The sequence below is a fragment of the Pseudoduganella violaceinigra DSM 15887 genome, from assembly GCF_000425385.1.
Taxonomy (GTDB): domain Bacteria; phylum Pseudomonadota; class Gammaproteobacteria; order Burkholderiales; family Burkholderiaceae_D; genus Rugamonas; species Rugamonas violaceinigra.
Genome location: NZ_AUDI01000004.1, coordinates 85,874 through 112,769, shown reverse-complemented (window position 1 = coordinate 112,769; position 26,896 = coordinate 85,874). Strand labels below are relative to the sequence as shown.

Annotated in this window: 26 protein-coding genes; 11 read left to right on the top strand and 15 right to left on the bottom strand. The window is 64.4% G+C overall.

What is annotated here, in order from left to right:
- Nucleotides 1-38 precede the first annotated feature (38 nt).
- The 3 genes from H597_RS0104290 to H597_RS0104280 are packed head-to-tail and all read right to left on the bottom strand — an operon-like array spanning nucleotide 39 to nucleotide 3,091.
- Nucleotides 39-1,175 (bottom strand): esterase-like activity of phytase family protein, encoded by a 1,137-nt coding sequence (locus H597_RS0104290; protein ID WP_028101042.1) that lies wholly within the window; start codon nucleotides 1,173-1,175, stop codon nucleotides 39-41.
- The gene (locus H597_RS0104285; protein WP_028101041.1) at nucleotides 1,172-2,473 is read right to left on the bottom strand and encodes a DUF3422 family protein; all 1,302 of its coding nucleotides are present in this window, start codon (nucleotides 2,471-2,473) and stop codon (nucleotides 1,172-1,174) included. Before H597_RS0104285 ends, H597_RS0104290 begins: the two co-directional genes overlap by 4 nt.
- 48 nt (nucleotides 2,474-2,521) lie before the next feature.
- A complete protein-coding gene (locus tag H597_RS0104280; protein ID WP_161630573.1) occupies nucleotides 2,522-3,091 on the bottom strand; it encodes an aldose epimerase family protein in 570 nt (189 codons plus the stop codon).
- A gap of 252 nt (nucleotides 3,092-3,343) precedes the next feature.
- Between H597_RS0104280 and H597_RS0104275 the strand changes: the two genes are divergently transcribed.
- From H597_RS0104275 to H597_RS0104260, 4 genes are all read left to right on the top strand, one after another.
- A complete protein-coding gene (locus tag H597_RS0104275; protein WP_028101039.1) occupies nucleotides 3,344-4,576 on the top strand; it encodes a nuclear transport factor 2 family protein in 1,233 nt (410 codons plus the stop codon).
- Entirely contained in the window at nucleotides 4,576-5,802 is a 1,227-nt protein-coding gene (locus H597_RS0104270) for a L,D-transpeptidase family protein (RefSeq protein WP_028101038.1), read from the top strand. Before H597_RS0104275 ends, H597_RS0104270 begins: the two co-directional genes overlap by 1 nt.
- A gap of 16 nt (nucleotides 5,803-5,818) precedes the next feature.
- Nucleotides 5,819-6,385, top strand: a complete 567-nt coding sequence (locus tag H597_RS33080; protein ID WP_051293525.1) for a CPBP family intramembrane glutamic endopeptidase — start codon at nucleotides 5,819-5,821, stop codon at nucleotides 6,383-6,385.
- Between the two features lie 65 nt (nucleotides 6,386-6,450).
- Nucleotides 6,451-6,858, top strand: a complete 408-nt coding sequence (locus H597_RS0104260; protein WP_028101037.1) for a YciI family protein — start codon at nucleotides 6,451-6,453, stop codon at nucleotides 6,856-6,858.
- Nucleotides 6,859-6,862: 4 nt separating this feature from the next.
- On the opposite strand, the gene H597_RS0104255 is transcribed toward H597_RS0104260, so the two are convergent.
- Nucleotides 6,863-8,353 (bottom strand): AMP nucleosidase, encoded by a 1,491-nt coding sequence (locus tag H597_RS0104255; protein WP_028101036.1) that lies wholly within the window; start codon nucleotides 8,351-8,353, stop codon nucleotides 6,863-6,865.
- A 44-nt stretch (nucleotides 8,354-8,397) separates the two neighbouring features.
- Here H597_RS0104255 and H597_RS29680 point away from each other — a divergent pair, with 44 nt between their 5' ends.
- Nucleotides 8,398-9,138, top strand: a complete 741-nt coding sequence (locus tag H597_RS29680; RefSeq protein WP_051293524.1) for a substrate-binding periplasmic protein — start codon at nucleotides 8,398-8,400, stop codon at nucleotides 9,136-9,138.
- A gap of 19 nt (nucleotides 9,139-9,157) precedes the next feature.
- On the opposite strand, the gene H597_RS0104245 is transcribed toward H597_RS29680, so the two are convergent.
- Complete coding sequence (locus H597_RS0104245; RefSeq protein WP_028101035.1) at nucleotides 9,158-10,657, bottom strand: thymidine phosphorylase family protein; 1,500 nt, start codon at nucleotides 10,655-10,657, stop codon at nucleotides 9,158-9,160.
- A gap of 108 nt (nucleotides 10,658-10,765) precedes the next feature.
- Here H597_RS0104245 and H597_RS0104240 point away from each other — a divergent pair, with 108 nt between their 5' ends.
- Nucleotides 10,766-11,515 carry a carbonic anhydrase gene (locus H597_RS0104240; RefSeq protein WP_028101034.1) on the top strand — a complete coding sequence of 250 codons (750 nt, stop codon included), beginning with the start codon at nucleotides 10,766-10,768 and terminating at the stop codon, nucleotides 11,513-11,515.
- A 2-nt stretch (nucleotides 11,516-11,517) separates the two neighbouring features.
- Here H597_RS0104240 and H597_RS29675 read toward each other — a convergent pair whose 3' ends face one another.
- Nucleotides 11,518-12,531, bottom strand: a complete 1,014-nt coding sequence (locus H597_RS29675) for a sensor domain-containing diguanylate cyclase (protein WP_051293523.1) — start codon at nucleotides 12,529-12,531, stop codon at nucleotides 11,518-11,520.
- A 14-nt stretch (nucleotides 12,532-12,545) separates the two neighbouring features.
- Entirely contained in the window at nucleotides 12,546-13,910 is a 1,365-nt protein-coding gene (locus tag H597_RS0104230; RefSeq protein ID WP_028101033.1) for an MBL fold metallo-hydrolase RNA specificity domain-containing protein, read from the bottom strand.
- Nucleotides 13,911-14,058: 148 nt separating this feature from the next.
- Between H597_RS0104230 and H597_RS0104225 the strand changes: the two genes are divergently transcribed.
- Both H597_RS0104225 and H597_RS0104220 read left to right on the top strand, forming a co-directional pair.
- Nucleotides 14,059-15,402, top strand: a complete 1,344-nt coding sequence (locus tag H597_RS0104225; protein ID WP_028101032.1) for an amino acid permease — start codon at nucleotides 14,059-14,061, stop codon at nucleotides 15,400-15,402.
- Complete coding sequence (locus H597_RS0104220; protein ID WP_028101031.1) at nucleotides 15,402-16,232, top strand: hypothetical protein; 831 nt, start codon at nucleotides 15,402-15,404, stop codon at nucleotides 16,230-16,232. Before H597_RS0104225 ends, H597_RS0104220 begins: the two co-directional genes overlap by 1 nt.
- A gap of 168 nt (nucleotides 16,233-16,400) precedes the next feature.
- Here H597_RS0104220 and H597_RS0104215 read toward each other — a convergent pair whose 3' ends face one another.
- The 8 genes from H597_RS0104215 to H597_RS0104180 form a co-directional block, all read right to left on the bottom strand.
- Complete coding sequence (locus H597_RS0104215) at nucleotides 16,401-16,967, bottom strand: hypothetical protein (protein ID WP_028101030.1); 567 nt, start codon at nucleotides 16,965-16,967, stop codon at nucleotides 16,401-16,403.
- Nucleotides 16,964-18,304 (bottom strand): peptidylprolyl isomerase, encoded by a 1,341-nt coding sequence (locus H597_RS0104210; RefSeq protein ID WP_051293522.1) that lies wholly within the window; start codon nucleotides 18,302-18,304, stop codon nucleotides 16,964-16,966. The genes H597_RS0104215 and H597_RS0104210 overlap by 4 nt, the downstream gene beginning before the upstream one ends.
- Nucleotides 18,304-19,329 carry a hypothetical protein gene (locus H597_RS0104205; RefSeq protein WP_028101028.1) on the bottom strand — a complete coding sequence of 342 codons (1,026 nt, stop codon included), beginning with the start codon at nucleotides 19,327-19,329 and terminating at the stop codon, nucleotides 18,304-18,306. Before H597_RS0104205 ends, H597_RS0104210 begins: the two co-directional genes overlap by 1 nt.
- 92 nt (nucleotides 19,330-19,421) lie before the next feature.
- The gene (locus H597_RS29670) at nucleotides 19,422-21,089 is read right to left on the bottom strand and encodes a methyl-accepting chemotaxis protein (protein ID WP_035373104.1); all 1,668 of its coding nucleotides are present in this window, start codon (nucleotides 21,087-21,089) and stop codon (nucleotides 19,422-19,424) included.
- Nucleotides 21,090-21,154: 65 nt separating this feature from the next.
- Complete coding sequence (locus H597_RS0104195) at nucleotides 21,155-22,069, bottom strand: hypothetical protein (RefSeq protein WP_154667946.1); 915 nt, start codon at nucleotides 22,067-22,069, stop codon at nucleotides 21,155-21,157.
- Nucleotides 22,070-22,133: 64 nt separating this feature from the next.
- The gene (locus tag H597_RS0104190) at nucleotides 22,134-22,778 is read right to left on the bottom strand and encodes a dienelactone hydrolase family protein (protein WP_051293521.1); all 645 of its coding nucleotides are present in this window, start codon (nucleotides 22,776-22,778) and stop codon (nucleotides 22,134-22,136) included.
- 41 nt (nucleotides 22,779-22,819) lie between these two features.
- Nucleotides 22,820-23,185, bottom strand: a complete 366-nt coding sequence (locus H597_RS0104185) for a YfeK family protein (protein ID WP_028101025.1) — start codon at nucleotides 23,183-23,185, stop codon at nucleotides 22,820-22,822.
- The gene (locus tag H597_RS0104180; protein ID WP_028101024.1) at nucleotides 23,185-23,619 is read right to left on the bottom strand and encodes a hypothetical protein; all 435 of its coding nucleotides are present in this window, start codon (nucleotides 23,617-23,619) and stop codon (nucleotides 23,185-23,187) included. The genes H597_RS0104185 and H597_RS0104180 overlap by 1 nt, the downstream gene beginning before the upstream one ends.
- Before the next feature lie 127 nt (nucleotides 23,620-23,746).
- Here H597_RS0104180 and bcaP point away from each other — a divergent pair, with 127 nt between their 5' ends.
- From bcaP to H597_RS0104165, 3 genes are all read left to right on the top strand, one after another.
- Complete coding sequence (gene bcaP / locus H597_RS0104175) at nucleotides 23,747-25,144, top strand: branched-chain amino acid transporter BcaP (protein ID WP_028101023.1); 1,398 nt, start codon at nucleotides 23,747-23,749, stop codon at nucleotides 25,142-25,144.
- A 130-nt stretch (nucleotides 25,145-25,274) separates the two neighbouring features.
- Nucleotides 25,275-26,477 (top strand): porin, encoded by a 1,203-nt coding sequence (locus H597_RS0104170; RefSeq protein WP_028101022.1) that lies wholly within the window; start codon nucleotides 25,275-25,277, stop codon nucleotides 26,475-26,477.
- A 10-nt stretch (nucleotides 26,478-26,487) separates the two neighbouring features.
- Nucleotides 26,488-26,895, top strand: coding sequence for a type 2 periplasmic-binding domain-containing protein (locus tag H597_RS0104165; RefSeq protein WP_028101021.1), 408 nt, complete (start codon nucleotides 26,488-26,490; stop codon nucleotides 26,893-26,895).
- The last annotated feature ends 1 nt before the right edge of the window (nucleotide 26,896 follow it).

Below are 26,896 nucleotides of genomic sequence, written 5' to 3'. Positions count from 1 at the left end.
CCGCCGGCAATTCACCATTCCACCAAATGGAATAATCGTCAGGGCAACACTTCGAACAGCAGGAATTGGGTGACCTGGGCCTTACCGAAATTATCATCGCTGGCGAACACAATGGTGGCGTGCCCATTGGGCAGGCGCGGACCGAAAGCCATCGCCTCCAAGTTGTCGATGCGCGGCAAGCCAAGAGTGCCGAAGTCCAGCACCAGGCGCTTGCGGGCCGGTATGAAGTTCGCACCGGCCAGGCCCGGCAGCGTCTTGATATCGGTGGCGCCGCGCGCGTCGGTGGCATACAGCCGTACGTAATTGGTATGGACGCCGTCCGCGCCTTGTACCGTCGCGCGCTCCAGCACCAGCAGTTCGCCGTCCGGCAGCGCCAGGATTTCCGAAACGCCGTTCTCCGCTTCCTTGCCCGGCCCCGGTTCAGCCGGAATCGCGTCCAGCGGATAGGCAAACTGGCGCAGCACCGCACCGTCGCGCTGGAACTGCGTCATGCGCACCATGGCGCCATGCTGCGGGGTCGGGATCGGGCCGTCCTCATACAGCGGCCATTCGATGGAAGCCCACAGGCTGCGGCCACCCGGCGCAAAAGTCAGCCCCTCGAAGGTGGCATTGTAGCGCGAACCGCGCTCCTCGTCCTTGTGCACCTTGAAGCTTTCCGGCAGCGGCAGTTCGGTCACCAAGCCGCCCTCGCGCGTGGCGTGGCGGATGAAGGGATCCAGGCCAAAGCGCCGGTCGCCTTCGCTGGAGTACCACATGCTGCCGTCCAGGGGATCGATGCGGATCGATTCCACGTCGGCGCGTTCGCAGCCTGTTGCGCTGGCGGCGAAATCCTTGCCGTCCGCATTCAGGAAATAATGCATGCCGACGAAACGCACCGCGCGGAAGGCACTGGCGTCGAAATCCATTTCGGCTTCGTAAAATCGGGCCGGATTCTTGGTGCAGCGGTCGTCGCTTTCGACCACCCAGCGGCCATGCGCCGCGTCGTAATCGAGGCCGGAAAAGCCGCCCAGCATGGTCCCTTCAAACAGGGCCTGATGCGGAACGCGCTGCTCGCCGATGAAGCGCAGCGCGCTGACGGAGGAAAGCGCCGGGCCCTGCGCGACGCGCGCAGGTGCGCACGCCGTCAGGGCGGCGGCCAATGCCAGGGCGGCGATGGAGCGGAATGCGCGCTTCATGCTTGATGCAGGCGCTTGTGCATGCAGCGCAGTCCGATCCACACGCCCAGCGCAACGACGGGCACCATTACGCCCATCAGCAAATCAGGATTGACGGCGGCGCCCGCCACCTTGGCACCCTTGGCGGTGTAGCCGATCAGTCCGACCAGGTAATACGAGATTGCCGCCACCGACAAACCTTCCACCGCCTGCTGCAGGCGCAGTTGCTGCGCCGCGCGGGCATTCATGGACTGCAGGATCTTGCGGTTTTGCGCCTCCTGCACAATGCCCACGCGGGTGCGCAGCAAGTCGTTGCAATTGGCAATGCGTCCGGCCAGCGCCTGCTGGCGCGCCGCCACCGCTTCGCATGTTTTCATGGCGGGCGCCAGCCGGCGGTCCATGAATTCCTCAACGGTCGGCGTGCCTTCGATGCGCAGCTCGCGCAATTCGTCGATGCGGGCGTTGACCAGGCCGAAGTACGCCTTGGCCGCGGCAAAGCGGTAACTGGTATCGGCCGACACCTTTTCGATGCGCGCAGCCAGGTGAGTAATGCGGTCAAGCAGCATCTGCTCGGTGGTGCCGTCGTCGATCTTGCCGTCGGCTTCCACCAGGGCGCCAGCCAGGGTCGCCAGTTCGGCTTCCACCGCGTTCAGTTCCGGCGTCGCGTCTTGCGCCGCGGGCAAGCCAAGCAGCGCCATCATGCGGTAGGTTTCGATCTCCAGCACGCGCTGCACCAGGCGGCCGGACTGCTGTTCGTACATGCCCGCATCGCAAATCACGAAGCGGCTGAAACCGTCGGCGTGGATGGCGAAATCGGTCCACATTTCACCGCCGTTCATCACCTGGCTGCCCGCCAGCGGCGCGCCCTGGAACAAGCGCTGCAGGCTTTCCGCGAACGCCTGCTGCATGCCGCCTGGACGGCCCAGCAGAACGTGCGCCGCCACCAGCACCCTGCCCTGCAGCCGCAACAGCCATTGTTCCGGCAGATGGCGCGACGGCATGCTGCTGAACGCCTCCTCCGGCAACGGCATGCTGGCCACGGTTTCCGCGAAGGTGAACGTGGCGAATTCCGTGTGCAGCTCCCACTTCAGGCGGAACCGGCCGAAGTCGTGGCTGAAGTATTTTCCGCCCGCCGCCGGCGCCGCCACGCCGAAATGGCCGCACAGCTCCGCCAGCAATTCCTGCTGGCCCTCCTCGCCCATGATGGCGATATGGGTCAGCAAGGTTGGCGCATCCAATTTCAGGAAAGGCCGCGAATGTATTTCGGCAGCGAGCGGCACGCGCTGTGCGTGGTTCAGGCTGGAGAACACGATGCTCATGGGCAGGCTCGGTGATGGCGGAGCCCAAATATTAACATTGTGTCTTCGTTAAGCCCCTGTGCCGAACTGCAGCCTGAGCGTGCCGCCCGCCGCCGCCATGCACGGTTCCAGCCAGAGGTGCGAAGGCGGTTCGCCGGCGCCCAGCCGCAAGCTCGCCGCATCGGTGGACATATTCAGCAGACGCCCGCTGGCAAGGTCCATCAGCCGCAGCACGATGCCGGCGCCGGGCTCCAATAGATAGCGCGCCTGTCCCGGCAGCTCGCCGACCGGCCGCGCCAGGCGGCAATCCCATGGCGTGCCCGCGACTTCCTGCTCATGCGCGCCCGTCGGCACAACGCGTGCCGCGCGCACGGTCAGGAGCTGCGCCAGCACATCTCCCTCGCCCGCCAGGTTAAACGCCATGCGCAGGCAGACCGATGAGTGAGCAGCAGCGGCAGCTTCGCAACGCAGCGAGAGCTCGTTCGTATCGTCGAGGAAATACGTCGCCACCACGGCATGCGGACCGGGGCTGACCAGGCGCAATCCCACTCTGGCATCTTCCACCAGCGGCACAGCATGCCACGCCAGCCGATGCAGGGCATGGCCCGGCGCAGGCAGGAGATGGATGCCGGCATCCATTGCCTTGCTATACACAATATTGGCCAGAAGGCCATGACGATTGGGGGCATGCAGCCCGACGATCGCAGCACCCAACGTGCTGATGCGAATTTGCAGCCCATTTTTATTGCCGAGCGTAAATAAATACAACGGTAAACCTTCCGTTGTATGTCCGGCATCCTCTTGTGTAATGCTTAATTCCATCCCTTAAGTATATTCACGCCGCTGATATTTGATAAAATTGGACTTTATTTCCCGTCGGCAAAATAATAAATGCAGGCACTGCAAATTTCCTCTCGTACAGCCCTGGCGCTAGGGGCAGCGCTACTTCTGGCCTGCATTTCGGCACATGCCGATGAGGTTTCCGACATCAACAAAATGTTGCGCAGCGGGCAATTACCAGCCGCTTTGACCAAGGTCGATGTTGCATTAACACAACGACCAAAGGACGCGCAATTGCGATTTATTAAAGGCATGATTTTGTCCGAGCAAGGCAAAACTGCCGACGCAATTAATATTTTCCAAAAACTGACGGAAGATTATCCGGAATTACCGGAGCCATATAACAATCTGGCCGTGCTGCACGCGGCGGCCGGCAACTTCGACAAGGCCCGCGTAGCGCTGGAACGCGCCATCCGCACCAACCCCACGTACGCCACCGCCCACGAGAACCTGGGCGATGTGTATGCCAAGCTGGCCAGCCAGTCTTACGACAAGGCCATGCAGCTGGCCGACTCGACCCAGCAACCTGCGCCCAAGTCAAAACTGGCCATGGTGCACACGCTGACGCCGAAAGGCGAGCCGGCGTCGCCGCTGGCGGCAATCGCCGCGACGACGGCCAAACCATTGCCGCCGGTAGCAGCGCCGCCAGCCCCAGTGCTCGCGCAGGCGGCTCCTGGGCCGGCCCCAGTTGTCCCGGCGCCTGCGCCTGCCAAAGCAGCACCGACGCCAGCCAAACCGGCATCGGCGCCGGCCCCGGTTGCTCCCGCAGCGCCACCGGTTATGGCCCAGAGCAAGCCTGCCGCCAGCGCCCCGGCCGTGGCGCAAGCCAAGCCGATTCCCGTGGCGCCGCCGGTTGCCGCCCCTAGTCCTGCGCCCGCAGTACAATTGGCAAAGGCCGAGCCGAAAGCCGAGAAGGTGGCGGACAAATCCAGGCAGGAAGACAGCGATGGCGCGGACGTCATCAAGGCCGTCGAGAGTTGGGCCAGCGCCTGGAGTTCGCAGGATATGAAAGGCTATCTGAATGCCTACGGCGGCAACTTCCAGACACCGAAGGGGCAGAACCGCAAGGCGTGGGAAGCCGACCGCACCGCCCGTATCGAGGGCAAAGGCCATATCAAGGTGACCGTCGAGTCGCCGCAAATCACGGTCAACGGCAATACCGCGACCGTGAAATTCCGCCAGAAATACGTGTCGGACCGCCTCAGCACCACCGGACGCAAGACCCTGGTACTGGAGAAGCAAGGCAAGAATTGGCTGATCAAGCAAGAGCAGTCGGGGAGCTGATGAAGAAGTTGAAGCAAGCGAGTTGCGGTGCGGTTGCCGTACTGATGGCGGCGTGCGCCCTGTTCGCGCCAACCGGGATTGGCATGGCCAAGTCCATCCATCCCGCCGAAGCCCCGCGCGCCAGCCAAGCGCCGGAAATCATGCTGCTCGAAATTTACAAGGATCTGCGCGCCAGCCAATTGCAGGAAGCGATGGCCAAGGCCGACGTCCTGGTGCAGGCTTACCCGAATTTCCGCGTCGGCCACCTGATCCGCGGCGACCTTTTGCTGATGCATACCCAGCCTGTGACCCAGCTGGGCGCAGGCATCAACGCCCATAGCGATAAACTGAAAGAGCTGCGCGACGAAGCACGCGTGCGCCTGCAATCGCTGATGGCGCGCCCGGACCCCGAGCTGGCGCCGCGCTCGGTGCTGCAGCTGCGCGCCGACATGCGCCATGTGCTGGTGGTCGATGCGGCGCAATCGCGCCTGTATGTCTACCAGAACAGCAACGGCCAGCTCAAGTTCGTCACCGACTATTACATCAGCCAGGGCAAACTGGGCGTCGACAAGTTCCGCGAAGGCGACCAGAAGACCCCGCTCGGCGTGTATTACATCACGGGCCGGGTGTCCGGCCCCAAGCTGCCGGACTTCTACGGCGCCAGCGCGCTGCACATCAATTATCCGAACGAGTGGGACCGGCTGAACGGCCGCAGCGGCGGCGGCATCTTCCTGCATGGGACGCCGCCCGACAGCTACAGCCGCCCGCCCCTTGCCTCCGACGGCTGCGTGGTGCTGACCAATGACGACCTGCGCAAGCTGGAAGGCACCGTCGATATCGGCCGGACGCCGGTGGTGATCGCCGACCGCCAGGAATTCATCAGCAAGGCCAAATGGGACGCCGAGCGCTTCACCGCCAACCGTCTGGTCGAGTCCTGGCGCGCCGACCTGGTCAGCGCCGACAGCAAGCGCTTATTAAAGAACTACTCCGGCAAATTCAAATCGGCCAACGGCGAAGACTTGATGACCTGGTACGAGAAGGACATGCGGGCCCTGGCCAGCGTGGTCGGCCTCAGCGTGACGCTGAGCGAAGTGACCATCTTCCGCTACCCAAGCCGCGAAGACATGCTGGTCAGCACTTTCACCATCGAATCGAAGATCGGCAAGAACCGCTCCACCCAGCGCAAGCGCCAATACTGGGCGCGCGAAGGCAGCGAGTGGAAGATCATCTTTGAAAGCATGATCTGACCCTGGCGGCGGCGCGATGGAAGCATTTTCATTACGCCGCCAGCTGCTCATCTGCCTGGCCATGGTCGTGCTTGGCCTGTCCTTGCTCCATTTCGTCCAGGAAGCGCCGTTGCCGGACGCCCTGCTGGCAGGCCTGCCCTGGCCGCAGCAGGCGCTGGCGGGAACGGTGCTGGGCCTGGCGATGGGCAGCGTTTCCTTGTTCAGCGCCTTGCGCAAGCCCAGTGCCGAAACCGTCCGCCGCACGGCCGACAGCTATGGGCGCCTCGACTTGACCGGCCTGAACCCGCTGTGGATCGCACTGGCGGCAGGCATCGGCGAGGAATTGCTGTTCCGTGCCGCGCTGCAGCCGCTGATCGGCATCTGGCCCAGTTCATTGCTGTTCCTGCTCCTGCACGCCCAGGCCTACGACTTCGGCCGCTTCGACCGCACCGCCCTGCTGCAGGCCGGCAGCGTGCTGGGCATGAGCCTGGTGTTCGGCCTGGTCTACCGCTACGCGGGCCTGCTGGCGGCGATCTTCGCTCATACCCTGATCGACATCCTGGGGCTGATTGCCGTGCGCCGTCTGGCCGCCATGTCGAACTAAGCTGTCGCCAAACGTCGTGACAAGGAAGCGGGCGCAATTCCGCACCCGCCTGTCAGGAGAAAAGCATGCGTTTCATGATCATTGTCCGTTCCAACGCCATTTCCGAATCCGATGTATTGCCCGATCCGGCCATCGTCGACGCCATGACGGCGTACCACGAAAGACTGGCGGCCGCCGGCTACCTGGTCGATGCCAACGGCCTGAAACCCAGCTCCGCCGGCTGGCGCGTGCAGTATAAAAAAGGCCGCCCCAGCGTGGTGGACGGCCCATTTGCCGAAACCAAGGAACTGATCGCCGGCTATACCCTGATCGACGTGCCTTCGCGCGACGTGGCGCTGGAGTGGACGCGCGCCTTCCCCGCCCCCTTTGGCGAACGCGATTGCGAAATCGAAGTGCGCCGACTGTTCGAACTGGACGAACTGGAGCCCGCGGAAGCGATCGCGCGCTTCCGCAAACTGGTCCCGGCGCGCTAAGGCGCTATTGGAAGGCCACTTCGGCGAAGCTGCGCAGCTTGCGGCTATGTAGCTTCGCCGACCCCAGGCCGCGCAGCAGTTCCAGCGCGCGGATGCCGATGCGCAGGTGCTGGTCGACACGGTCGCGGTAGAACTGGTTGGCCATACCCGGCAGCTTGATCTCGCCGTGCAGCGGCTTGTCGCTGACGCATAGCAGCGTGCCGTAGGGGACGCGGAAGCGGAAACCGTTGGCGGCGATGGTGGCGCTTTCCATGTCCAGCGCCACCGCCCTGCTCTGGCTGAAACGGCGCTCCGGCGTGCGCTGCGGCAGCAGTTCCCAGTTGCGGTTGTCGGTGCTGGCCACGGTGCCGGTGCGCAGCACACGCTTCAGGTCATGCCCGCCCAATTGCGTGACTTCGGCCACCGCCGATTCGATCGCCACCTGCACCTCGGCCAGGGCCGGAATCGGCACCCACAGCGGCAAATCCTCGTCCAGCACATGGTCCTCGCGCACATAGCCGTGCGCCAGCACATAATCGCCCAGCTGCTGGGTATTGCGCAGGCCGGCGCAGTGGCCCAGCATCAGCCAGGCGTGCGGACGCAGCACGGCGATATGGTCGGTGGCCGTCTTGGCGTTGGCAGGCCCAACGCCGATATTCACCATCGTGATGCCGCTGCCGTCGGCGCGCACCAGGTGGTAGCCCGGCATCTGCGGCAGGCGCGGCGGCGCGGCCCCCAGGTCGTCGCCCGGCTGCATGGCGTGGCCAACGCGGCGCGTGACGATATTGCCCGGCTCCACAAAGGCCACATAGCCGTCGCTGTCGGGGCTGGCCATCAACTCGTGGCCGAGGCGCACGAATTCATCGATGTAGAACTGATAGTTTGTGAACAGCACGAAGTTCTGGAAATGCTCCGGCGATGTGCCGGTGTAATGGCGCAGGCGCTGCAGCGAATAGTCGACGCGCGGCGCCGTGAACAGCGACAGCGGCTGCGCCTCTCCCGGCGGCGCCTCGTAGGTGCCGTTGGCGATGCCGTCATCCATGGCGGCCAGGTTGGGCAGGTCGAACACGTCGCGCATCAGCTGGCGGCGCTCGGCGCTCAGGCTGCCTTCGATATGATCATGCTCGGCAAACGAGAAGTGAATCGGAATCGGCTGCGCGCTCAGCCCGATTTTAAGCTGCATCTGCTGCTGGCCGTGGTTCTGCAGCAGCAGGCGGAATTGTTCCTGATAATAGCCTTCGAACAAATCGGGCCGGGTCAGCGTGGTTTCGAAGGCGCCGGGGCCGGCCACAAAGCCGAAGGACAGGCGCGAGTCGGCGCGCGCCACCGTTTCAGTCTGGACGCGCACGTAGGGATAGCAGGCGCGCACGCGCTCGGTGGGCGTTTCGCCCTCGACAAAGCGCTGCAGGGATTCACGCAGGAAGCGGATGCTTTCATCATAAATTGCCCGGACCTGGGCCAGTGCTGCGGAAGGGTCGTCAAACATGCGGGGTGCTACGTGGGGACGGCTGAACATCGTACTACTCCTTTCTGCGGGCTTCATCCTATTATAATGGCAGCATGTGGCAGAAATATTTAATCGGACTGGTGGCGGCGGGCGGCGCGGCAGGCGCTTTGGCCGACGCACCGTTGACCGTGGCCTGGCGCGAGAAGCCGCCCTACTATTACTTTGAAAACGGCGTCGCGAAAGGCTTCATGCTGGAACGCGCCAAACAGGTATTTGCCGCTGCCAGAGTGCAGGCGCAGTTCGTCAACGAGCCGCAAAAGCGCATCTGGGCCAATTTCGCGCACGGCATGCAAAACTACTGTTCGATCAGCTGGTACCGGCTGCCCGAGCGCGAAGCGGTGGCCCAGTACAGCGTTCCCATCCACGCCGACCAGCCGCACGCCGTGCTGGCTGTGCCGGCCGTGGCGGCCCGCATCAAGTCCCACACCAACCTGAAATCCCTGTTGGCGGACCAAACCCTGACCCTGGGCGTGATCGACGGCGTTTCCTACGGCCCCGAACTGGACGCCCTGATCGCCGGCAGCCAGAACCGCATCATGCGCCGCACCGTGGAAACCGCGGCCATGTTCCGCATGGTCTCCGTGGGCCGTGCCGATTACATGTTTGTGGACCGGGAAGACTGGAACTACCTGCGCGTCAATCACCCCGAACTGCGCACGCTGGTGCTGGTCGACTACAGCGACATGCCGCCCGGCCTGAAACGCCATATCGTCTGCAGCAGGGACGTGCCGACAGAAACAATGGAGCGCCTGAACCGGGCCATCGCGGCGCGCAACGACACGCCACACCGCTAGAGGGGCAGCAGGATCCTGCTCACGCATCCTCCACCGTCACCAGATTGCTTTGGGCTTCGGCAAACTCCAATGCATAAGCCAGTTCGCCTGGCGTATCGGCATGGATGGAAAGGACCGGCTGCCCCACCCCCAGCATGCCGCCAAGCGGCGCAAAAAAACGCACACCGGCCGCCGCCGCATGCGGCGCACCGGCCAGCTTTGCCAGCGTCGCCAGCTTGCGGTTGTCGATGGCGACGACGCGCCCGGCATGGCGCGCTTCCAGCACGTGCGAACAGGGCGCAAGCGGCGGCTGGCGCATGCCGCCCTGGGCCGCGCAAATGGCCTGGAACTTGCGCCATGCCGCGCCGGAATCAAGGGTCTGGATGGCCAGCGCCAAGCCTTCGCCGGGTGCGGCGCGCCCGCCCAGCTCCAGCACGCCCGCCGCCAGCGTGAGCGCGCGCTGGCGCAGGTCCTGCGGCGCATCCACCGCGCCTTGCAGGACCGCCAGCACATCGAGCGCCTCCAGCGCCGGGCCGATGCCCACGCCGACCGGTTGGCTGCCGTCGCTCAGCAAGCAGCGCACCGCAAGGCCCAAGGCCTGTCCGGCCCCTTCCAGCCGCGCCGCCAGCTGGTGGGCAGCCTGCTCGGAGCGCACTTTGGCCGTGCGGCCGACGGGAATATCGATCAAGACATGGCTGGCGCCCGCCGCCAGCTTTTTCGACAGGACCGACGCCACCAGCAAGCCGTCGCTATCGAGTTCCAGCGGGCGTTCGACGCGGATCAGCACATCGTCGGCCGGACTCAAGGTCACACTGCCGCCCCAGACGATGCAGCCGCCCTCCTGCTGCACCACGCGCCGCATGGCATCGATGCCGATCGCCACCGGCGCCAGGGTTTCCATGGTATCGGCCGTGCCTGCGGGTGACGTGATGGCGCGCGACGATGTCTTGGGCATGGTCATGCCGCAGGCGGCCACAATCGGCACCACCAGCAGCGTGGTGCGGTTGCCCGGCAGCCCGCCCACGCAGTGTTTGTCCACCACCACTTGGGCCGGCCACCGCATGCGCTGCCCGGCCGCCGCCATGGCGCGCGTCAGGGCGATGGTTTCCGCCAGGTCGAGCCGGTTGCCGGAAACGGCGGTGATGAAGCTGGCGAGATGGATGTCCGGATAACGCCCGCCCGCGATATCGGCAATGATGGCCTGCGCTGCCTCCTCGTCCAGCGGGCGGCCGTGGATCTTGCCGCGCACGGCCGCAAATGAGACCAGCGGCGCCGGATGGCGCACGGTCACGGCAACGCCGGGCGCCGCGCCCAGCGCTTCCCAAGCCGCTTCGGACAGGCCGATGTCCGAAGCATCGAGCAAGCCCCCATCGACCACGTTCAGCGTGGCGGCCACAATGCGCGGGCCGCATTGCAGCTCGATGCGCGATTGCGCCTCGAATCCCTCGGCACGGCATACCTTGCAATCGCGCCGCATATAGGCCACCGGCTGCTGGTAAGTATCGATGCCAAGCCGCTTGGCACGTAGTGCGTATCCCATGTGTCACTCCTTTCGCCCAGCCTAAGCGATCGCCGTCGCCAAGCGTAATGACCCGGATCAATTTATCGCGCATAATCTGCGCCCGGCACACAACCACGAAAGGATTGCATGATGAAACGAACTCTCGCAATGCTGCTTACCACCGCCCTTCTGCCCGCAGCGGCCTTCGCCGCGGACAAGCCCGCCCACTGGACCTACGACGGCGCCACCGGCCCGCAGCACTGGTCCCAGCTGGAGCAGGACTTCGCCACCTGCAAGCTGGGGCATAACCAGTCCCCCATCGATATCCGCAAAACCAGCAAGGCCAAGCTGCCGCCGCTGGAATTTGCCTACCAGCCTTCGCCGCTGAAGATCCTGGACAACGGCCATACCATCCAGGTCAATTACGCGCCGGGCAGCAGCGTCGCCATCGACGGCAAACGCTATGAGCTGCTGCAGTTCCACTTCCACAAGCCGAGCGAAGAAAAGATCAACGGCCGCAGCTATCCCATGGTAGCCCACCTGGTGCACAAGAACGAGGAAGGCAAGCTGGCGGTGGTGGCCGTACTGTTCCGCAAAGGCGCCGACAACCCGCTGGTGCAGTCGCTGTGGGATGCCCTGCCGCAGGAAAAAGGCCAGGTTCAGGACGTCGCCGGCGTCAGCATCGACATCGGCACCTTGCTGCCGGCGACCCAGGGCTACTACAATTTCGCCGGCTCGCTCACCACGCCGCCGTGCAGCGAAGAAGTCAACTGGTTCGTACTCAAGACGCCGGTCGAAATGTCGGACGCCCAGCTGAAGCGCTTCACCCATGTCTACAAGCACAACGCCCGCCCGACCCAGCCGCTGAACGGCCGCACCGTGCAGGAAAGCCTGTAATATCAGGCACGGGCCTGCGCCCGCTGGCAGCGATCGCGGCCCTGGCGCTTGGCCGCGTACATGGCAGCGTCGCTGCGCCGCAGCAGGTCCTGCGCCAACTGCGCATCATGAGGGAAAACGGCCAGCCCGATGCTGGCCGACACCAAGGCGGGCTGCCCGTCCGCCAGCCGCACCGGCGCCCGCACGGCAGCCAGCGCGCGTTCGACGATCTCCTCCGCCTCGCCGACATCGTTCAGCCCCGCCAGCAGCAGCACGAATTCGTCCCCGCCCAGGCGCGCCACCGTGTCGTTGGCCCGCACCAGCTGCTGCAGCCGACCCGCCACTTCCACCAGCACCGCATCGCCCGCCTCATGGCCGAAAGTGTCGTTGACCTCTTTGAAGCCGTCCAGGTCCATCACGCACACCGCCACCAGCTTGCCGGTGCGGGCCGCAAAGGCCAGGGCCTGCTGCAGACGGTCCTCCATCAGGCGCCGGTTGGGCAGGCGCGTGAGCGGATCCATGAAGGCCATCTGTTCGATCTCCTCCTGGCGCGCGCATTCCTCGGTGATATCGGTGAACAGCCCGAAATAGTGCTGCGCCTTGCCCTGTTCGTCGCGCACCGTGCTCAACGTCAGGTGGGCGGCAAACAAGCTGCCATCGCTGCGCCGGTCCCATACCTTGCCCTGCCACTGGCCGGTACCCAGCAAGCCTTGCCACATCGCCTTATAGAATTCCGCGTTCTGCTTCCCCGACTGCATGATGCGCGGATGCTGGCCGAGCAGCTCGTGGCGCGCATAGCCGCTCATCGCGACGAAAGCGCGATTGGCCTCGATGATGCGCATGTCGCGGCCGACCACCAGGATGCCCTCGGAAGTCGCGTCGAACACCTTGGCCACCAGATGCTCACGCGCCGCCGCGCTGCGCATGCGCTGGCGCAGCAGGCGTGAAATGCCCGCCACGCGGCGCAGCATCAGCCAGGCCGTCAGGGCCGCTGCAAGCAACGCGCCGGCCAGTGCCGCGAGCGAAATGTCGAGCATGGCCACGGAAGCTCCTACGCCAGCACCACTTCATCAAGATAGTCTGGCACGCGGCAGGGCCAATGCAGTTGCTCCGCAATGCGCAGGCGCAGCGCATCCGCCGCTGCCGGTTCACCATGGGTCACGAACACCTGGCGCGGCGCAGCCGGCGACTGCGACAGCCAGTCCAGGATTTCGTCGGCATCGGCATGCGCCGACAGGTTGCCGATCAATTCCACGCGCGCCCTGACCGGGAAATACTCGCCATGGATCTTGACCGAGGTTTCGCCCGCCAGCATGCGCGCCCCGCGCGTGCCCGCCGCCTGGAAGCCGGCAAACAGGATGGTATTGCGGGAATCGCCGGCGAAAGCCTTCAAATGATGCAGCACACGGCCGCCCGTCGCCATGCCGCTGGCAGCAATGATCACCATCGGCGCCTGGCGCCGGTTCAGCGCCATCGACTCCTCCACGCTATTGACGATGTGCGCCACCTGGCCCAGGGCGTGGCAACTGCGCTCGTCCAGCCGGTGCTGGTCGTGGTGCTTGATGTAGAGCCGCGTGGCATCGACCGCCATCGGACTATTCAGATAGACCGGCAGCGCAGCCGGAATCGCACCGGCCTGTTTGAGCTTCCAGATTTCATACAGCAGCTCCTGTGCACGGCCCACCGCGAAAGCAGGAATCACGGTCACCCCGCCGCGCGCCGCGGTCCGGCTAATGACGTCCGCCAATTGCCCGGCAGGGTCGGACGGCGCGTGGCGGCGGTCGCCATAAGTCGACTCCACCACCAGGTAATCGCAGGCGCCCGGGGCAGTCGGCGGCCGCATGATCGGATCGTTCGGCCGGCCCACATCGCCGGAAAACATCACCGTGCGTCCATCGCAGCGAAGCGACACCGAAGCGGCGCCCAGGATGTGGCCGGCCAACTGGAAGCGGCCCAGCATTTCCGGCGCAGGCGAAAACTCGTGCCCGACCGGCACCGCCACCAGATGCTCCAGCGCGCGCAGCGCATCGGCCTCGGAATACAGGGGCAAGGCCGGCTTATGTTTGGAAAAGTTGTGGCGGTTTGCATACAGCGCCTCCTCCTCCAGCAGGCGGCCGCTATCGGGCAGCAGGATACGGCACAAATCGCGCGTCGCCTCGGTACAGAACACCTTGCCGCGAAACCCCTCGCTGACCAGCACCGGCAAAAAGCCGCTGTGATCGAGATGGGCATGGGTCAGCACCACGCCGCGGATGGCCGCCGGCAGCACGGGAAAAGGCTCCCAATTGCGCAGGCGCAGCTGCTTATACCCCTGGAACAGGCCGCAGTCCACCAGCACCGGGTCGTCGCCATGGCGCAGCAGGTATTTGGAGCCGGTCACGGTGCCGGTGGCGCCGAGAAATTTAAGTGTGAGCATATTTGCAGCATATCCAAGGCCCAGGCCAAAAAACTTGATCCAGGTCAAAGAGAGCTCGCACAAAATGCGGCAGTGCGAAAATGACATTATTGCCTGGGGAGGATGTAAAATCAGTGCCTTTCACCACTTCCACACCAGGACGCCATACATGACAGAACTGAAACGGGGCCTGAAGAGCCGCCATATCCAGCTGATTGCGCTGGGTGGCGCCATCGGCACGGGCCTTTTCCTGGGCATTGCGCAAACCATCAAGATGGCCGGCCCCTCGGTGCTGCTCGGCTACGCGCTGGCCGGCTTCATTGCCTTCCTCATCATGCGCCAGCTGGGCGAAATGGTGGTCGACGAACCGGTGGCCGGCTCCTTCAGCTACTTTGCCGACAAATACTGCGGCCACATGGCGGGCTTCATGTCGGGCTGGAACTACTGGGTGCTGTATGTGCTGGTCAGCATGGCCGAACTGACAGCGGTCGGCATCTACGTCCAGCACTGGTGGCCGGGCATCCCGACCTGGGTCAGCGCCCTCGCCTTCTTCCTGATCATTAACGCCATCAGCCTGGCCAATGTACGCGCTTACGGCGAAATGGAATTCTGGTTCGCCATCATCAAAGTCGTGGCGGTGGTCGGCATGATCGTGTACGGCGGCTACCTGCTGGCCACCGGCACCGCCGGTCCGGAAGCGAGCGTCGCCAACCTGTGGCAGCACGGCGGCTTCTTCCCCAACGGCTTGTCGGGACTGGTGCTGGCGATGGCCGTCATCATGTTCTCCTTCGGCGGACTGGAACTGGTCGGCATTACCGCCGCCGAAGCCAGCAACCCGTCCGAAACCATCCCCAAGGCCACCAACCAGGCCATCTACCGCATCCTGATCTTTTACATCGGCGCGTTGGCCGTCCTGCTCTCGCTCTACCCATGGCAGAAAGTGGCGACCGGCGGCAGCCCCTTCGTCATGATCTTCCACGCGCTGAACGACAATTTCGTTGCCAATGCGCTCAATGTGGTGGTGCTGACGGCCGCGCTGTCCGTCTACAACAGCGGCGTGTACTCCAACAGCCGCATGCTGTACGGCCTGGCCAAGCAAGGCAATGCGCCCAAAGCCCTACTCGGGGTAAACAAGCGTGGCGTACCGCTGGCGGCGCTGGGCGTATCCGCGCTCGCCACCGGCATCTGCGTGGTACTGAACTACTTCATGCCGGGCCAGGTATTCGGCTTCCTGATGGGGCTCGTGGTCTCCTCGCTGGTGATCAACTGGGGCATGATCAGCTGGATCCACCTGCGCTTCCGCGCGCAAAAACAGGCGGACGGCCAGCAGACCGGCTTCAAGAGCTGGGGCTACCCATTCACCAACTACCTGTGCCTGGCCTTCCTGGCGGGCATCCTAGTGATCATGTATATGAGCTCCGACCGCATCTCGGTCTACCTGATCCCGGTCTGGCTGCTGGTCCTGTACATCGGCTACCGCCTGCGCGGCGTACCCGCCAAGGTGGCCGCGTGATGGCCAAGATCGCACTGCTCACGATCCACGGCATGGGCGAGCAAGCGCTCGACTATGCCGACGACATGCGGCGCGCCCTGTCGCACCAGATGGGCGCCGCCTTCGTCAACGTCGACGTGCACAGCGTGTACTACCAGCACCTGCTCAAACCCAACGAGCAGGACGTATGGAACCGCACGCGCGAGCGGGCCACGGTACGCTACGAGCAGCTGCGCAAATTCATCCTGTTCGGCTTTGCCGATGCGGCCGGACTGGAAAACCGCAAAGAGTACGACGACTCCGTCTACGAACTGGCGCAAATGGAGATCGCCCGCGCCCTGCTGGCGATCCTCGCCAACCGCGGGCCGGACACGGAAATCGTCCTGCTGGCGCACTCGCTGGGCTGCCAGGTCATGTCCAGCTTCATCTACGACGCGCAAAAACGCGCCGGCGGCGGCGCGGTCACTGCAGGCATCTGGAAACCGGGCCGCATGGCCGACAGCCTGACGGCGGAACAGCGCAAATTCCTGCAATGCGGCACGGTGCGCACCTTCGTGACCACTGGCTGCAATATTCCCGTCTTCGTCGCCGCCCACCAGCGCATGGACGTCAAGCCGATAATCAAGCCGAACCCCGGCTTCAGCTGGCTCAACCTGTACGATCCAGACGACGCGTTAGGCTGGCCGCTGCAACCGCTGGAAGGCGGCTACGAAACGCTGGTGGAAGACCGCGCCATCAACGCCGGCCAAGGCATTCTCGACTTCATGACCAAAAGCTGGAACCCGCTATCGCACACCGCCTACTGGACTGCGGACCCGGTCATCAAACCCCTCGCGCAAGCGTTGGCTTAAATTCGGGGTCAAGTCTGTCATTTGGACACGCGCTACGCACCTTTGAGATAAATCAATACGCAGCATTTTTGCGATCTCGGCTAACGCGCATTTATTTCGCTCGGACATGCTTTGAGAAAAATCAAAAGTGCGCGTTGCGTGTCCAAATGACAGACCTGACCCCGACTTTTACTTTGAGAGCATCGCCGTGGCGGCTTGCCGTTGCTGGTCAATTCGGCGGATCTTTTCAGCCACTCGGGCCAGTTCTTCCGGCGGGATGCCGGCTTCGCGGCCGCGCTCCAGGTCGGCCTGGAGTCGGCTCAGCTCGGGGGCGGCAGCTTGGACATAGGCGGCGGCAAGGCGCTGTTTTTGCGCCAGTTCGTAGGCTGCATAGGCGTCATGGTCGGCCAGCAGGCCGGCATCAGGATGCTCCGCCGGCGCGCTGCGTTCAATCGGGGGCGTGCGTTCGTCGCCCGTTTCGCGCGCTTGCGCCATCGAGATCCACGCCGGTGCACGCGTGTCGACCGGGGGGAGCGGTACGCGCTTCAAGCCGTCCCCATCCGGCGCTTCGCTGGCCTGCTTTTCATTAGCGGCGGGGGCCACGACGACGGCCGGCACCGCGGCGTTGACGGCTACGGGAGGATGCGCCGCAACCGGTGCTACGGCATCGCTGCCCGCGCCATGGCCGCCCAGCCACCAGATGCCAAGCGCACCACAGCCGGCCATTGCCACCGCCAATACGGACCGGCGCTTCATTGCACCTCCACGATGTCAATGCGCGCCGCTTTGCGCGCTTGATCGGCCATGTCATTCAGCCGCTGCACCGCCTTCTTCGCCGCGATCATGCGGCTGGCCTGGTATCGCACGGTTTCCGATTCCAGTGGATGCGCGCCTTGCACGCGCTCTTCCACCAGCACGATTTCCCAATAGGCCGGGTCGTTCGGCCCCACCGGTGCCCGCACGGGCATCGATGCTTTGCCGGGTTCCTGGCTGAAGGCAAGGCTGGCGAGCCAGTCCTTGCGGCCGTCGGCGCTGATCCAGCCCAGGTCTCCGCCCTTGGTGGCGTCGCGTGCACGCGACATGCTGCTGGCCGTGGCGGCGAAGCTGGCGCCGCCTTGCAGGGCGTTCAGCGCGCGCTGGGCTTGCGCTTCGTCGGCCAGGCGGATATGCCGCGCGCGCACTTTCTCAATACGGGCGAACAGGTCCTTGTGCTGCCGGTAAAAGACTTCGATTTCGGCGGGACTGGCTTCGCTTGCGAGGCGATTCAGCAGCGGGCTGCCGGAGTCGGTATCCAGGCCGACGCCATGCAGGCGTTGCAGCGCTGCCACCGTTTCGCCGTCGGCAATCGCGCGGCGCAGGTCGGCGACCGCTTCGGCGCCAAAGCGCTGGCGGGCCCAGTGCTGGATGAAGGCGTCCGCCAGGATGCGGCGGGCCTGCTGTTCGGCGACTTTTGCCGGTTGCTGCGTCAGCGCGAGCCGGCCCTGGACATTCTGGCGGTGGTAAACGTCATACAGGCTGATACTCCTCTCTTCGCTGCAGGGAAACCGGTAGCGCAGCACTTCAATCTTACCGGCCTGCGCTTGCTGCGCGGGCGTCAGCGCGATCTCCAGCAGCAGCGGGCCTTGGCTACCGAAGATGGCGTCCAGTTGCGCTTGCGGGATCGGCGCTTGCGCCGTGATGACGCTGTCGAGCGTGCCGCCGGGGAGCGCGGCCACCGCGGCGTCGAGGTCCTTGCCATATACGTCGCGCAGCGCGCCGGCCAGGCGGTCTTCGACGACGACATCCGCTGCGAAGGCGACCGGCGTTCCGGCCGGTTCAGGCGGCGCCGTGGCCTCGGTGCGCGCGGCCAGCAGGCGCTGCGAGATCAGTTCGTCCAGCATGGCGCGCCGTTCGAGCGTGGACTTGCCGGCGCGGCGCTGCTGCCATAGGGTGTCGACCGTGAGCGCGTAGAGCGGTTCGCCGTCGATGCGGGCGGCCAGCGGCGCGCCCGCGCCGGGCGATGCGGCAGGCGCCGCAAATGCCGCCGCACCCGCGAGCAGCATGGCGCTTGCGGCGGCCTGCGCCGCCCTGCGGAGGATGCGGCGCGCGGCCATCAGTTCGCCATGCGCTCGGCGGCGCGGTTCAGCACGTGCACCACCATGGCGATCGAGTGCGGGATCATCTTGCGGCCGACGGTCACGCGGTCGCCGTGGGCGGTCGACGAGATCACGATGCCGCCGTTGGCGTACGAGTAGGTGCCGCCCTGGGTCAGCAGCGGACGGATGTCGTTGCTGGTCGGCGCTACCGGCGTGAAATCGGCCATGGCCGATGCCACCAGGGCGGCGTCGTTCAGGTGTTCGCGATCGTAGTAGTCGAACACCCATTGCTCCCAGCCCGAGTGGTCGTGCGCGGAAGTGGCCCAGCTGTGGTGCGGCTGCACGATGTCGGTGGTGTGCAGCGAGAAGCCCAGCGACTGGGCGGTCGGCTGCGCCAGGAATTGCGAGAACCAGTACTGGCCCAGGTTGTCGATCGGCTGGAACGGGGCTTTCTCGAAGTCGGCGTACATGGCGTTGGTCGAGTAGCCGCCCAGGCGGTAGTGCGCTTCGGTGATGCCGTAGCTGTTGTATTTGCTGCCGTCGCCGAACCAGCCTTTCAGGCCGCCGGAGCCGTCGTCCAGGTAGTCGCCGTACAGCCAACCAGCCGCCAGGTTGTCGATGTCGCCGGCCACGCCCATTTTGGCGTAGTTGTAGCCGCCGAAGGGGTTGCCGTGCACGTCGCTGCCGGAGGTGTGGTTCTGGAAGTGCCAGAAGGTGGTGTATTTGACGATGCCGGCGCCCAGCCCCCATACGGGTGCCATCTGGCAGTTGCCGGTGGTGGCGCCGCAGATGTAGGTGTCGGCGAAGTCGTCGACGTCATAGGCGCCCTGGCCCAGCGCCGCCGCAAACTGGTCCATCGTGTAGCCGGCGCGCGTGACGCCTGCCAGCAGTTTGTTGTAATTGGTGCTGCCGGGATTCGCCTTCATGTAGTTGACGGCGTCCAGCACGATACGGCGGTGGGTCTCCTGTTGCCAGGCGTGGGCGGGAATGCTTACTGCGGATGCTGCCAGCGCGAGGCTGGCAGCGATGGTGCTCAGTTTCATCTCGTGGTCTCCTCTGGTTGCAAAAACAGAAACCAAAGATAGCGCCGAATTATGACGAACAGATGAATAAGTACTCTAATTTTCTTAACAACTCAGAATTGCTCCCAGCCGTCGCCCGCGCCGGCGTTGGCGACCCGGCGCGGCTGGGCCGGCCGCACGGCCACGGCGGTCGCCGGACAGCTCGCATTGCGCAGCGCCGGGGCTGCCTTCAAGTGGCCGCCATCAATGCGGAAGGCGCTCACCGCGCGCGCGAGGATTTCGGCCTGGTCCTGCATCGCCTGCGATGCCGCGGCGGTTTGTTCCACCAGCGCGGCGTTCTGCTGCGTGACCTGGTCCATCGCGGTGATCGACTGGTGCACCTGGGCGATGCCGGCGTTCTGCTCCGTGGTGGCGGCGCTGATTTCGGCGACAATGTCGGAGACCTGCTTCACGCTGGCCACTACATCGTTCATGGTGTCGCCGGCGCGCACCACCAGCCGGGTGCCCGATTCGACCTTGACCACGCTGTCGTCGATCAGGGTCTTGATTTCCTTGGCCGCCGCCGAAGAGCGTTGCGCCAGGCTGCGCACTTCGGTGGCCACGACAGCGAAGCCGCGCCCCTGCTCTCCCGCGCGCGCCGCTTCCACCGCGGCGTTCAGGGCCAGGATATTGGTCTGGAAGGCGATGCCGTCGATCACGCTGATGATGTCGACGATCTTGTGCGAGGAGGCGTTGATCGACGCCATGGTGTCGATCACTTCCTTCACCACTTCGCCGCCCTGCACCGCGATCTGCGAAGCGTTTTGCGCCAGCTGGTTGGCCTGGCGCGCATTGTCGGAGTTCTGGCTCACGGTGGAAGTCAGTTCCTCCATGCTGGAGGCGGTTTGTTCCAGCGCCGCCGCCTGTTGCGAGGTGCGGCTATTCAGGTCGCCGGTGCCGGCGGCGATCTGGCGCGAGGCGGTGCTGACCGCTTCCGCCGCCGACCGCGCGGTGCCGACCACGCCGCCGATCTCGCCCAGCAGCTTGTTGAAGGCTGCGCCGGCATGGCCGATTTCGTCCATCCGTTCGACTTCGACCTGGCGCGTCAGGTCGAGCGAGCTGCTGACGCCTTCCATCGTCCCCTGCATGCGGTCCAGGCCACCGCTGATCACCAGATAGATCTTGTAGCCCATGAGGGCGACGATCAGCAGCACGGCCACGGTGACGGCCACCAGCAGCGTCAGCGCCCTGGAGTAGTCGGCGTCGCTGTCGCCTTTCACTTTTTCGATCAGCTTCTGGTTGTAGGCAACGTGGTCGTCCAGGCTTTTCTTCACGCCGGCGGCGCCCAGCGCCAGTGGCGAGCCGGCCACCAGGGTGGCGCGCACGCCGTCCATATTGCCCGCGTGCGCGGCGGAGATGAAGGGTATCAATGCCTGGCGATAGATTTCCATGGCCGCCTTGTCCTGCTCCAGCATCTTGCGGTCGGTATCGTCGAAGGCATTGTTCTTCGCGTAGTCGGCCAGGACTTTGTCGAAGTTGGCGTGGGCGTCGTTGTAGGCCTTATCCAGCGCGCTCTTGTCGGGCAGGTTGGAGAACACGGAGAGCCGATAGCCGGCCAGGCGGCTGTCGCTCACCGCCGCCTTGGCGGCATTAATGGCTGAAACGCTGGGAATGAGCCTGGTTTGCACCAGCTCCATGCGCTGCTGCGCGTCGCGTAGCTGCCACAGGCCTTCCGCGCCGACAAAGAGCAGGCCAAGGAAGGCGATTGCTAGCGTAATGACCAGTCGATTGCTGATTTTCATGATGAGGTTTCATCCTATTCAAGTAAATCACTTTGCAACCTGGCGACCGGCTTAACGCATCGGGGTCAGAATTGCGTGGCCAGCGAGTCGTGAAATACGGGTGGCTGTTCCGCGGCGGCGAAGGCGCTGTCCAATTCGTCCAGGCGGCGCTGCGGCACCTGTTTCAGGTCCGCGATCTGCGGCGTCCAGCGCATCGTGCGCTCGGTCTGGAACCGGTCCACCTCACAGGCAATGGCATAGCCGCTCATGCCGCTTACGCGGATGCGGGCCTGGGCCTGGGCTTCGCGGATGGCCAGCACATAGCGCTCCACGGTCAGGCCTGTGGCCGGCGCCTTGCCGACTTTTTCGCGCAGGCGGGTCAGCAGATCGGTGTGCGTCACCAGCAGCTCGAACAGGCCCTTGCCCGGCTGGGCGGTCATCACGTCGTGCTCGCCGCGCATCACATAGGTGGCGGCGCGCGGCTTATGGTTGCAGGTGATGACACGGATGCATCCGCCCACCATGGACATGATGCTGAAATAAATCCCGTCGCGCATGCCGTCACGGCCGGCCTCGGGGCGCAGCTGCAATTGCTGGATCTCGATCACGATGCTGCCCTCGGCATCGGTGAACAGGGCCGCGACGCCTTGCAGGGCCGCCGCCATCGGGTGGGCGGTGTAGTCGCCGAGCGGACGGAAACCGCGCGTCGCCAGCTGCGCCGCATAGTCGTCGATCACGCTCCAGTCGACTTGCTGGCGTTTCTGGGTGCTTTCGCGTTCGATACGAACATACGAGGCCAGCTCCTGCAGCGGGGCCAGGGTGCCGGCGCGTATTTTTGCAGCCGTCTGCAGGAAGGCCGCCACACCAGCGGCCAGTACGCCCAGGCCCAGAATGAAACCGGGAATGTTGATCAGGCAAGCGATGCCAACGGCGACGACGGCAGCCACGACGCCGCTCAGCACCGCATTCCAGACCATCGATTTCCTTAATTGCAACGCCATATACTCTCCTGTAAAGATGGGGAAAATTATAGCGATGCAAGTGGGCTTAAAAATGCACGAATTCTCACAATCGCGGCCCCAGGTGCTGGCCAAACCAGTCGCGCGCCAGGCGGGCCGCCTCTTCCAGCGTGCCGGCCTCCTCAAATAAATGTGTTGCGCCGGGAACGATATCGATGCGTTTTTTACAATTCAGGTTGAGGTAGGCAGCTTCATTGAGCTCAACGACACCGACGTCGCTGCCGCCGACAATGAACAGGGTCGGCGCACTCACCCGCGCCAGCGCCACCTGCCCGGCCAGGTCCGGGCGGCCGCCGCGCGCTACCACGGCCGCCACCCCGGCCTTGCGCTCGGCGGCCAGTTGCAGGGCCGCTGCAGCGCCGGTGCTGGCGCCGAACAGCCCCAGCGCCAGGCCGCGCGCAGCTGCGGACGCGGCCAGCCAGTCGGCTGCCAGGCCCAGGCGTTCCGTTAGCAAGGTGATATTGAAACGGGTGCGGTAGATTTCGTCTTCCGCCGGGGTGAGCAAGTCCATCAGCAAGGTGCCGATGCCGGCCGTGCGCAGGACGCCGGCCACGAAATTATTGCGCGGGCTGAAGCGGCTGCTGCCGCTGCCATGGGCGAACAGAACGACGCCGCGCGCACCGGCCGGCAGGTCGAGCGTACCTTCCACCGTACCGGCGGAAGTGGGAATGCTGGCTGTTTCGTGGTGCATGGCGATGCTCCTCCGTGCCCACTATAGCGCGCGCGGCGCTGTCAGCGCGCGCGGATGGCTTTCAGCTCCGTTGTCAGCCAGGCCTTGCTTTCAAGCGCTGCGGCCGCACCGCATTTCACCATATATGGTTTACCGCTCGAGCTGCTGGTCGCGGCGCCAAGGTCGATGAACTGTTCGGCGTTCTTGACCATGTCCTTCTTTTCCAGGTATTCAAGCTTGCGCAGCAGGTGGGTCCTGGCTTCGGCGCCGGAATACCAGCTGCCATTGCGGTTGAATTGGCAGCCGGACGACTGCAGGCGCGCGAGCAGCGCGTCGACTTCGGCGCGCGCCGGTGCCGGCAGCGGGGTGGCCTGGGCGCCGGCGAACGCCAGGGACAGCGCCAGGGCTGCGGCGAGGTTCTTGCGCATTATTTCTCCTTCTTGCGAACTTTATAGGGCGCCAGGATATTACCGCATCGGATATTACCGGCGGCCACGCGCGCGTTAAACGCGTGCAATTCCTTTTCCAGGCTGATGCCTTCGGCGTTCAAGCCGGCGGCCTGCGCGTTCAAGTCTTCCTGGCGCGCGTTGTAGGCGGCAACGGCGGCACTATCCGTGCGCACCACCTGGCCCGACGCCGCTTCATGCGCCGCCAGTTCAGCGGAAACCCGCTCCAGCCCGGCCTCATGGTCGCGGAAGCGCCGCGACAGCGCCTGGCGCTGCGGCCGCAGCTCGCCCTCCTCGGCCATGCACGCCTTGTAGGCCGGGGTGTCGGGCTGCGGCGGCATCGGCTGGGCGGCAGCGGGCGCGAGGGCGGCGAAAGTGACTGCGGCTGAGGCCGCAGCGAGTATCATATATTTCATCACAGGTGCAAGGCTTTTCTGACAACAATTCAAATTTACAATCCTACAACATCACCGCCAAACCCGTATGCTAATATGCGGCAGCCTTTTTTTGGCGATCCCAAAAGAGAAGATATTGGAGAGACTAGTGAGCATTTTTAGGACTAAGAACCTGGACGACATGGTAGCAGCTACCCGCACCCCGGGTGGCCTGCAGAAAGTGCTGGGGCCGATGGACCTGGTGCTGATGGGCATTGGCGCCATCGTCGGTACCGGCATCTTCGTCTTGACCGGCACCGGCGCACTGACCGCCGGCCCGGCCCTGACGATTTCTTTCGTGGTCGCGGCACTGGCCTGCGGTTTCGCCGCCCTGTGCTACGCCGAATTCGCGTCGACCGTACCGGTTGCCGGCTCCATCTACACCTATAGCTACGCCACCCTGGGCGAAATCGTCGCATGGATGATCGGCTGGGACCTGATGCTTGAATACGGCCTCGCCACCTCCGCCGTGTCGGTCGCCTGGTCCGGCTACTTCCAGTCGCTGATCGCCGGCATCGGCCTGCACTTGCCGGCCGCCCTGACCGCCGCACCGGGCGCCATCCCCGGCACCGCCACCGTGTTCAACCTGCCGGCCTTCCTGATCATGATCCTGCTGACGGCCATGCTGGGCTGGGGCGTGCGCGAATCGGCGCGCGTCAACAACATCATGGTGGTCATCAAGATCGGCGTGGTGATCCTGTTCATCGCTGTCGGCGCCGGCCACGTGCAGCCGGCCAACTGGCAGCCATTCATGCCGTTCGGCGCGACCGGCGTGATGAGCGCGGCAGCCCTGGTGTTCTTCGCCTTCATTGGTTTCGACGCGGTCACCTCCGCCGCGGAAGAAGTCAAGCGCCCTGAGCGCGACCTGCCGATCGGCATTATCGGTTCGCTGGCCGTGTGCACCATCCTGTACGTGATCGTGGCGGGCATCATGACCGGCATCGTTCCTTACAAGCAGTTCCTGGGCGTCGACCACCCGGTCTCGCTGGCCCTGCAATACGCCGGTGAAAACTGGTTCGCGGGCTGGGTCTCGCTGGGCGCCATCCTGGGCATGACGACCGTGATCCTGGTCATGGCCTACGGCCAGACCCGCATCATCTTCGCCATGTCGCGCGACGGCCTGCTGCCGAAGAAGCTGTCGCAGGTGCACCCGAAATACCACACGCCGTTCTTCGCCACCTGGATGGTGGGCCTGATCTTCGGCTTCATCGCCGCACTGGTGCCGCTGAACGTGCTGGCCGAACTGGTCAACATGGGCACCCTGGCCGCATTCTGCCTGGTCTCGATCGCCGTGATCATCATGCGCAAGAAGCGTCCAGACCTGCACCGCGCCTTCCGCTGCCCGGGTGTGCCGGTCGTACCGGGCCTGGCCGTTGCCTTCTGCCTGTCGCTGATGTACTTCCTGTCGGCGACCACCTGGATCGCCTTCGGCATCTGGCTGGTGATTGGCCTGTTCGTGTATTTCGGCTACTCGCGCCAGCGTTCGGAATTGGGCAAGGCGAAGTAAGAATCGCCTCAGACTTTCAAGAAAGCCCGCAACTGCGGGCTTTCTTGTTGTTGCGTGCACACGACGAAAAGTAGCGCGCAGCTCCACAATCTGTGACACTCACCCGAACAACAACAGGGAGGGCTAGCAGATGAAGAAGATTTGTCGCGCGATCGCAGCACTTTCAGCAGCAAGCCTGGCCCTTCCGGCCAGCGCCCAGGAAGGCGGACCTACCGTCACCATCAGCGGCTTCGGCACCGCCGCCCTCACCAAGACCAATACCGACGAAGCGGAATTCATCCGCCCCAATCAGGCTGCCGGCGTGAAGAAGGACCCGCGCACCGGCGTCGATTCCAACTTCGGCATACAAGCCACGGTCAAGGTCAACGACATGCTCTCGTTCACCGGCCAAGGCCTGGTGCGCAAGGACGCCATCGACCACTACCGCGCCCAGGCCGCATGGGCCTTCGCCAAATTCAAGGTCAATGATGAACTGAGCGTGCGCGTGGGCCGCATGGGCGCGCCGATCTACATGATTTCCGACTTCCGCAACGTGGGCTACGCCAACACCATGCTGCGCCCGCCAGCAGAAGTCTATCGCCAGGTCACGCTGGACTACTTCGACGGCGCCGACATCCTGTACCAGCACAACTTCGGCGACACCTCGCTCAGCTTCCAGCTCGGCACCGGCCGCGCCGAAGCTGAACAGCCCGGGCAGAACGCGGACTTCCGCAAGATGCTGCTGCTGCACGTGGTTGCGGAAAACGGCCCGTTCACGCTGCGCTTCGGCCGCGCCCAGGCCAAGTTCACGGTCAAGGACAATACCGCCCTGCCCGGCCTGGTGGCCCTGCTGCGCAGCGTGGGACTGACCTCGGTGGCGAACATGATGCCGCTGGAGGACGTCAAAGGCACCTTCACCTCCATCGGCGGCACCATGGACTGGAAGAACATCGTGCTGCAGGCCGAATATGCACAGCGCCGCACCGACACCCTGATCGTGCACGACACGAATTCATGGTACGCGATGGCCGGCTACCGTATCGGCAAGGTCCTGCCCTACTACTACCATGGCAACATCACGCAGAAATCGCTGCGCACGGTTCCCGGCCTGCCCACCAGCGGCCCACTGGCGCCGATCACCGCCGCCATCAACGGCCCCGGCGGTGTTGCCAGGGCAGCGCTGCAATCGACCGACGCGATCGGCGTGCGCTGGGACTTCTACAAGTCGCTGGCCCTGAAAGTACAGATCGACCATATCAAGCCGAAGGACGGTCCCGGCGCCTTCATCAAGCCGACGCCGACCTTCACTGGCCCGGTCAATGTGTATGCCGTAGCACTCGACTTCGTGTTCTGAGGAGGCAGCCATGGACAAGCGAATCAAGCCGCTGCTCGCCGCAGCGATGGTGTTTGCCACCCTGCCCGCACTGGCGGCCGAAATCGTCGTGATCGTCAACCCGAAGAACCCGGCCTCGCGCATGTTCAGCGAACAGGCAGCGCAATTCTTCCTCGGCAAATCGACACTGTTTACGCCGGTCGAACACACCGAAGGTCCGCTGCGCAATGAGTTCAGCCAGAAGGTGCTGGGCAAAGACAGCGCGCAGGTCAAGACCCAATGGTCGAAACTGGTCTTCACCGGCAAGGGCACGGCGCCCAAGGAATACGGTTCCAGCGCGGAAGTGAAGAAAGCGGTCGCCGCCGACGTGCAGGCTATCGGCTACATCGAAAAGTCCGCCGTCGACGACAGCGTCAAAGTCATCCTCACAGTGCAGTAAA

What these genes read in the sequence shown, in the direction of transcription:
- H597_RS0104290 (WP_028101042.1), bottom strand. Translation starts at nt 1,175, where the DNA reads ATGAAGCGCGCATTCCGCTCCATCGCCGCCCTGGCATTGGCCGCCGCC.
- H597_RS0104285 (WP_028101041.1), bottom strand. Translation starts at nt 2,473, where the DNA reads ATGAGCATCGTGTTCTCCAGCCTGAACCACGCACAGCGCGTGCCGCTC.
- H597_RS0104280 (WP_161630573.1), bottom strand. Translation starts at nt 3,091, where the DNA reads ATGGATGCCGGCATCCATCTCCTGCCTGCGCCGGGCCATGCCCTGCAT.
- H597_RS0104275 (WP_028101039.1), top strand. Translation starts at nt 3,344, where the DNA reads ATGCAGGCACTGCAAATTTCCTCTCGTACAGCCCTGGCGCTAGGGGCA.
- H597_RS0104270 (WP_028101038.1), top strand. Translation starts at nt 4,576, where the DNA reads ATGAAGAAGTTGAAGCAAGCGAGTTGCGGTGCGGTTGCCGTACTGATG.
- H597_RS33080 (WP_051293525.1), top strand. Translation starts at nt 5,819, where the DNA reads ATGGAAGCATTTTCATTACGCCGCCAGCTGCTCATCTGCCTGGCCATG.
- H597_RS0104260 (WP_028101037.1), top strand. Translation starts at nt 6,451, where the DNA reads ATGCGTTTCATGATCATTGTCCGTTCCAACGCCATTTCCGAATCCGAT.
- H597_RS0104255 (WP_028101036.1), bottom strand. Translation starts at nt 8,353, where the DNA reads ATGTTCAGCCGTCCCCACGTAGCACCCCGCATGTTTGACGACCCTTCC.
- H597_RS29680 (WP_051293524.1), top strand. Translation starts at nt 8,398, where the DNA reads ATGTGGCAGAAATATTTAATCGGACTGGTGGCGGCGGGCGGCGCGGCA.
- H597_RS0104245 (WP_028101035.1), bottom strand. Translation starts at nt 10,657, where the DNA reads ATGGGATACGCACTACGTGCCAAGCGGCTTGGCATCGATACTTACCAG.
- H597_RS0104240 (WP_028101034.1), top strand. Translation starts at nt 10,766, where the DNA reads ATGATGAAACGAACTCTCGCAATGCTGCTTACCACCGCCCTTCTGCCC.
- H597_RS29675 (WP_051293523.1), bottom strand. Translation starts at nt 12,531, where the DNA reads ATGCTCGACATTTCGCTCGCGGCACTGGCCGGCGCGTTGCTTGCAGCG.
- H597_RS0104230 (WP_028101033.1), bottom strand. Translation starts at nt 13,910, where the DNA reads ATGCTCACACTTAAATTTCTCGGCGCCACCGGCACCGTGACCGGCTCC.
- H597_RS0104225 (WP_028101032.1), top strand. Translation starts at nt 14,059, where the DNA reads ATGACAGAACTGAAACGGGGCCTGAAGAGCCGCCATATCCAGCTGATT.
- H597_RS0104220 (WP_028101031.1), top strand. Translation starts at nt 15,402, where the DNA reads ATGGCCAAGATCGCACTGCTCACGATCCACGGCATGGGCGAGCAAGCG.
- H597_RS0104215 (WP_028101030.1), bottom strand. Translation starts at nt 16,967, where the DNA reads ATGAAGCGCCGGTCCGTATTGGCGGTGGCAATGGCCGGCTGTGGTGCG.
- H597_RS0104210 (WP_051293522.1), bottom strand. Translation starts at nt 18,304, where the DNA reads ATGGCCGCGCGCCGCATCCTCCGCAGGGCGGCGCAGGCCGCCGCAAGC.
- H597_RS0104205 (WP_028101028.1), bottom strand. Translation starts at nt 19,329, where the DNA reads ATGAAACTGAGCACCATCGCTGCCAGCCTCGCGCTGGCAGCATCCGCA.
- H597_RS29670 (WP_035373104.1), bottom strand. Translation starts at nt 21,089, where the DNA reads ATGAAAATCAGCAATCGACTGGTCATTACGCTAGCAATCGCCTTCCTT.
- H597_RS0104195 (WP_154667946.1), bottom strand. Translation starts at nt 22,069, where the DNA reads ATGGCGTTGCAATTAAGGAAATCGATGGTCTGGAATGCGGTGCTGAGC.
- H597_RS0104190 (WP_051293521.1), bottom strand. Translation starts at nt 22,778, where the DNA reads ATGCACCACGAAACAGCCAGCATTCCCACTTCCGCCGGTACGGTGGAA.
- H597_RS0104185 (WP_028101025.1), bottom strand. Translation starts at nt 23,185, where the DNA reads ATGCGCAAGAACCTCGCCGCAGCCCTGGCGCTGTCCCTGGCGTTCGCC.
- H597_RS0104180 (WP_028101024.1), bottom strand. Translation starts at nt 23,619, where the DNA reads ATGAAATATATGATACTCGCTGCGGCCTCAGCCGCAGTCACTTTCGCC.
- H597_RS0104170 (WP_028101022.1), top strand. Translation starts at nt 25,275, where the DNA reads ATGAAGAAGATTTGTCGCGCGATCGCAGCACTTTCAGCAGCAAGCCTG.
- H597_RS0104165 (WP_028101021.1), top strand. Translation starts at nt 26,488, where the DNA reads ATGGACAAGCGAATCAAGCCGCTGCTCGCCGCAGCGATGGTGTTTGCC.